Below are 5,511 nucleotides of genomic sequence, written 5' to 3'. Positions count from 1 at the left end.
CGGCCATTGATAAAAACAGTCATGACTATCGCCCCTTGGGATTGGGCTACGCAAATCTGGGAGCGCTCCTCATGGCCCGAGGACTCCCTTATGACAGCGAAGAGGGTCGAGCCTACACAGCGGTGATTTCTGCCATCATGCATGGACAGGCGTATAAAACCTCCGCTCTTATCGCTCGGCACACCGGACCTTTCGAGGGCTATGAAAAAAATCGAAAGCCTATGCTGCGGGTCATCGAAAAGCATGCCGCTGCGGTTGAAAATATCAATGCCTCTCTCGTCCCAAAAAATCTTTTAGAAAAAGCCCGGGAGATTTGGCAAGACACGTACGCAATCGGAAGCGAATACGGCTACCGGAATTCTCAAGTGACGGTGATTGCACCCACGGGAACCATTGGCTTCATGATGGATTGCGACACCACCGGGATTGAGCCTGACATCGCCCTTGTCAAATATAAGAAGCTGGTCGGCGGCGGTCTCATTAAAATTGTGAATCAAACCGTTCCCGAAGCTCTAAGGCGTTTGGGATACGATGATTCCCAAACCAAAGAAATTGTAAGTTTCATTGATAAAAATGACACCATCGAAGGGGCACCTCCTTTGGATGAAAAACATCTTCCCGTCTTTGACTGTGCCTTCAAGGCCTTGAAGGGAAAAAGGTCCATTCATTACATGGGACACATTCGCATGATGGCGGCGGTTCAGCCCTTCATTTCAGGCGCCATTTCCAAGACGGTGAATTTGCCTCAAGAGGCCTCTCTTGATGAAATCATGGAGGCTTATATCCAGGCTTGGAAACTAGGCCTCAAGGCGATTGCCATTTATCGAGATGGATCTAAGAGAACACAACCTCTTTCAACCTCTCTGGATGACAAGGACTCCGCTGTGGCTGTAGCGGCGAAACCCACTCGCCGGCGCCTATCGGATGAGAGAGAAGCCATCACCCATAAATTCAGCATTGCGGGTCATGAAGGCTATATCACAGTAGGCCTTTATGAGGACCGTATGCCCGGTGAAATTTTCATCACCATGTCCAAGGAAGGGTCTGTGATTTCAGGCCTCATGGATTCTTTCTCGACCTCTATTTCCCTGGCGCTTCAATATGGAGTGCCCCTGAAGGTTCTCACGGATAAATTCAGTCATCAGCGTTTTGAGCCTTCAGGAATCACGCATCATCCTGAAATTCGCTTCGCCAAATCCATCATTGATTATATTTTTAGATGGCTGGCGTTGAAATTTTTACCGAAGGGCCAGAAGGCTACTCCCGCTTCACTTTCAGAAGAAGTGGCAAACGTGGAAGCCCCCAAGCAAAAGAGAGAACCTGAAAAGGGAGAAACCCGCACCTTTCAAGTAGACACAGACGCCCCCCCCTGCCATGCCTGCGGAGAAATCATGGTCAGAAATGGGGCCTGCTACAAATGCTTAAACTGTGGTGAAACGAGTGGTTGCTCTTAAAAACAGGTTCAAGAGTTCAAAGGTCAAGAACTTTTGGATCTTGTCTTTTGAACTTTTGAACCTTTAAACTTTTGAACTTTCACTATGAACTACATCGTCCTAGATATTGAAACCCAAAAGGCGTTTTCAGACATTGACCGAAGATATTTAGACCAACTGGGCGTTTCTGTTGTTGGGATTTATCAGAGTAAGACGAACCAATACACGGCTTACGAGGAAAAAGAGTTATCTGGGCTCAATCAAATTTTAAGTGAGGCCTCTCTTATGATTGGATTTAATATCAAAAGCTTTGACTATCCAGTGCTCCCAAGGCAGGAGAAATCGAAAAAATAAAAGCGTACTGCCTCAACGACGTCCAACTGACGAAAGAAGTTTACGAATACGGCCTGAGGCACCAAAGCCTGCATTACCTTTCCAAAGACGGCACTCAACGCCTTGATGTCAAAGTAAATTGGACGCCGCTTCCTGCCTCACAGACCCAAGAAATGTTTTTGTTTTAATTTAAGAATGCTCTTACCTTCTTGAGTCAATCCCGTCATTCCTTGTATCAAGAGCCTCTTTATCAACACTTGGCATCTCATGAACAGCATCGTGAAGAGCGGGCCTCTCTTCGAGAGAAAGCTTTTCAGACACAGGGTTCTCCCGAGGGGAAGCAATCGGGGAACTCACTGGCCGAATGGCAGAGTTTCCTTCATCCATCATCTGTCCCTTCGCTAAATTAAGACCTTTCCCCTGCGCCATCACATTCTTTAAATCCGCCGCCATTAGATTCTCATGTCCAACCTGGTCTTTCAACCATTCCTTTTGAATCTCAGAAACGTTTTGTAGATCTCTTCGATACACCTGTCCAAAAAAATCGCCCTCAGAATTCATTCCAAATTCAAGAGGTAGATTCTTCTTCTCATCGCCCAACATCATTCCAAGCGTATTCTGGCCTGATAAATCTAATAGAAGATTCGTCTCTCCCTCATGATACCTCTCATTCTGAGACATTCCCCAATGTCCTTCTTCCCCATTTATAAAGCCCAAAACCTTTGCCTCTCCGGCCCTGGGTAAATCGATTGTAAAAGTAAGTGTATCGGGGAGAGCCTCATTCCAACAATCTGCATCACAAGGAAAGATTCTAGAAATTTGAACAATGATCTGTCCTTCTTTTGTCAAAGTCAAAGTTCTGCTGAGAATATCAATGCCGACCGTTTCTTCCTGGAGATCACCCAAAGATTTTGAGACCCCAAGAGTGATTTCTCCTTGCGCTTTATCTATCACCAAAACTCTTTGAATCTCAACATCAAATCCTGTATCTCCTCCTATAGGATGTTCGCGTGTTGTCACCTCTTTGGAATATTGATCTGCGGAGATCTCGACATGTTTGGAAAGATCTCTCGTCCCTACATGAAGAGTTACATCCTTGACATAAACACCATCTTCATAGCTCACTTCTCTAGAAACCTCTATGAATTTTTCGCCCTGATCGTTGACGTCATTTTTATTTTCACTGACTTCCTTTTCCTGACTCTGGATTTCTCCCAAACGTTCTTTTATTTTATCGACACTCGTCCCTAAAACTTTAACCTGTCTATCCCCATTCTTTTGAGGCATGCAAAAAACAAAAAACATCATTTTCCCATTGCAAACAAGAGAAAAGGTATTGCCTTCTTTTGAGGAAGATAACAAATTGAAATGAGTTTGCGGGACCTTTTCCACAGCCGGTGCTTGAAATGACAAAAACATCATCAGCGCAGCAAAAATCATCCCTTTGCTTTTCATAGAGACTCCTTTCTCAATATTCTAATAAATATATACCACATAACACGTTAGATGACCAATGCACCAGATTGGATAAATTTTAGATTTTATTTACAAATTTGAACGGTTTTTGGCTAGAAAGGGGTTTTCTGAAACACTCATAACATTTCTTCTTTCCTCACATTTGTTGCAATTCCTGCAAGGCTGATAACCTTTGGGCCTCAGGCAAGAAAAGGTCCATTCTAAAGGCAAATCTTTTCCCTTTTTCACCAGCTCCGATTTTGTCATACGAGATAGCGGGGTCAGAACATGAAATGGCGTTTTAAAAGCAAGTGAGCCCGCTTTTTCAAAGGAGCTAAAAAAAGCGGGTTGACTGTCGGGGAAAGGATTGCTTTTTAAAATGCCAAGCGCCACATTTTTAATTTTCTCAAGGGCGCAGTAAGTAGCGGCCTGGGACAAAAGAAGAAGGTTTCGCCCTGGCAAATACACTTCTTTATCTTGAGATTTTGCATCCGGAACATTTTTCCCTGTTAGGCTCCAATGATTTTCATAAAAGTTATGGACAGGTATTTGGAGTATTTTAAGGGGATGAAGATTTGAGAATAAAATTTTCTTCAAAAATTTTTTGAGCCAGTAGAGCTCTGCCTTTTCCCAAAAGAGGCCACAAAGAACATACACGGGATAGACCTCTTTAAAACGTTGGGCCATGAGGGAGAGAAGGACGGCGCTATCCAAGCCGCCGCTGACCAAGACGCAAACTTTGTTATTTTCTACAATCATAAATTATTGTGCCGATGTGCCAATGTGCCTATGTGCCAATGAATAAATGAGTTTTTTGACATTGGCACATTGGTACGTTGGTACATTCTTTTATTTATCGACACATTGGCACATTTTTACTTCCACTTAATGGAGCATCCCATGGAAGGCATTTGTTTCTCCGAAGGCACCTTTCCTTGGAGAAGGGTCTCAAGTGCATTCTTAAGATCGTGCGACTTCACCTTTGTCGGCTCTTGCCAATTGTCATCCATGCGGCCATGGTATTTTAATTGGCGAGCCCGGTCATAAACATACACGTCCGGCGTACACTGGGCCTGATAGGCACGTGCGACTTCTTGAGAGGCATCCCTTAAATAAGGGAAATTCACACTTTTTTCCTTCGCAAGCAGCTTCATGTTTGAAAAACTGTCATCTGGATATTTTCTGTCATCATTCGGATTGATTCCGACAAACTGAATATCTCTAGAGGCAAATTCCTTTTGAAGCTCAATCAGCCTGGGCCAAGAGGCTTGAGCATAAGGACAATGGTTACATGTAAAAACGATCACCAAAAATTTTTTATCTTTGAAACTGGCTACTGAATATTCTTTTTCATCCACGCCTTTGAGCTTGAAATCAATCATCGAAGAATCTAAGGGAAGTGGTAAAGAATAAAGAAGTGGCACGGGAATGGCTCCTTATATAAGACGAAGTCTCAATATACTTTTTTAGCTTTATCTCTTCAACTGTTTTTAATACCCTATTCTCACTATGGAAATTCTTGGAAAAACTGCGGTGGTGACAGGAGGAGCCATTCGAGTCGGAAGAGCCATCGCCTTGGCTCTGGCTCGACAAGGAGCTAACATTGCGATCAGCTACCGTACTTCTTCAAAAGAAGCTCGAGAAACCATTAAAGAGTTAGAACATGAAGGTGTTAAGGCCATCGCCATTCGAGCAGATATTTCTAAAGCCGCTGACGTAAAGAAACTCATTCAAAAAGTGATTCAAGCCTTTGGTTCCATTGAAATTCTTGTTAACAATGCCGCTATTTTTTACAAAAGGAACTTTTTTGTGTTCTCATCAAACGGGGCTTCACATGCTCAAAAAAGGTGTGGGCAAAATCATCAACATTGCGGATTGGGCAGGTTTAAGGCCCTATAAAAATTATATTCCCTATTGTGTTTCTAAAGCGGGCGTTATTTGCCTCACTCAAGCTTTAGCAAAAACATTGGCACCCAACATTCAAGTCAATTGTATTGCCCCGGGACCTATTCTGCTTCCTAAAAATTTTTCTCAGAAGGAAAAGCAGGCTATTATTGACGGAACCCCTCTTAAGAGAATAGGGTCTCCGGAAGATATTGCCAAAACCGTTTTATTCCTGATAGAAGGAGATTTCATTACCGGAGCCACCTATCATGTGGATGGGGGAAGGTATATAGCTTAAAAATTCAAAAATCAAAATGTAAAAATTAAAATGACAAATCAAAATCCAAAATTTTATACACGCCTAGACACAGAAACATTTTAAATTTTACGTTGTCATTTTGATCTT

The 5,511-nt window shown here is 43.0% G+C and carries 7 protein-coding genes; 4 read left to right on the top strand and 3 right to left on the bottom strand.

Features of this window, described 5'->3' with window-relative positions:
• Positions 1-1,454, top strand: a 1,454-nt coding sequence (locus tag HYS07_03455; protein ID MBI1870231.1) for a vitamin B12-dependent ribonucleotide reductase, incomplete at its 5' end; no start/stop codon positions are given.
• A gap of 84 nt (positions 1,455-1,538) precedes the next feature.
• Positions 1,539-1,787, top strand: coding sequence for a hypothetical protein (locus tag HYS07_03450; GenBank protein ID MBI1870230.1), 249 nt, complete (start codon positions 1,539-1,541; stop codon positions 1,785-1,787).
• Between the two features lie 180 nt (positions 1,788-1,967).
• On the opposite strand, the gene HYS07_03445 is transcribed toward HYS07_03450, so the two are convergent.
• The 3 genes from HYS07_03445 to HYS07_03435 form a co-directional block, all read right to left on the bottom strand.
• Positions 1,968-3,221, bottom strand: a complete 1,254-nt coding sequence (locus tag HYS07_03445) for a hypothetical protein (protein ID MBI1870229.1) — start codon at positions 3,219-3,221, stop codon at positions 1,968-1,970.
• Between the two features lie 90 nt (positions 3,222-3,311).
• On the bottom strand, positions 3,312-3,980 hold the full coding sequence (locus HYS07_03440; GenBank protein ID MBI1870228.1) for a 7-cyano-7-deazaguanine synthase: 669 nt from the start codon (positions 3,978-3,980) through the stop codon (positions 3,312-3,314).
• A 116-nt stretch (positions 3,981-4,096) separates the two neighbouring features.
• Positions 4,097-4,603, bottom strand: coding sequence for a thioredoxin family protein (locus tag HYS07_03435; protein ID MBI1870227.1), 507 nt, complete (start codon positions 4,601-4,603; stop codon positions 4,097-4,099).
• A 127-nt stretch (positions 4,604-4,730) separates the two neighbouring features.
• Here HYS07_03435 and HYS07_03430 point away from each other — a divergent pair, with 127 nt between their 5' ends.
• Both HYS07_03430 and HYS07_03425 read left to right on the top strand, forming a co-directional pair.
• Positions 4,731-5,120 (top strand): SDR family NAD(P)-dependent oxidoreductase, encoded by a 390-nt coding sequence (locus tag HYS07_03430; GenBank protein MBI1870226.1) that lies wholly within the window; start codon positions 4,731-4,733, stop codon positions 5,118-5,120.
• The gene (locus HYS07_03425; GenBank protein ID MBI1870225.1) at positions 5,056-5,403 is read left to right on the top strand and encodes an SDR family oxidoreductase; all 348 of its coding nucleotides are present in this window, start codon (positions 5,056-5,058) and stop codon (positions 5,401-5,403) included. The genes HYS07_03430 and HYS07_03425 overlap by 65 nt, the downstream gene beginning before the upstream one ends.
• The last annotated feature ends 108 nt before the right edge of the window (positions 5,404-5,511 follow it).

This window comes from Chlamydiota bacterium (assembly GCA_016178055.1).
In the GTDB taxonomy this organism is placed as follows: Bacteria; Auribacterota; JACPWU01; order JACPWU01; family JACPWU01; genus JACOUC01.
This window is presented reverse-complemented; position numbering and strand designations above follow the sequence as displayed.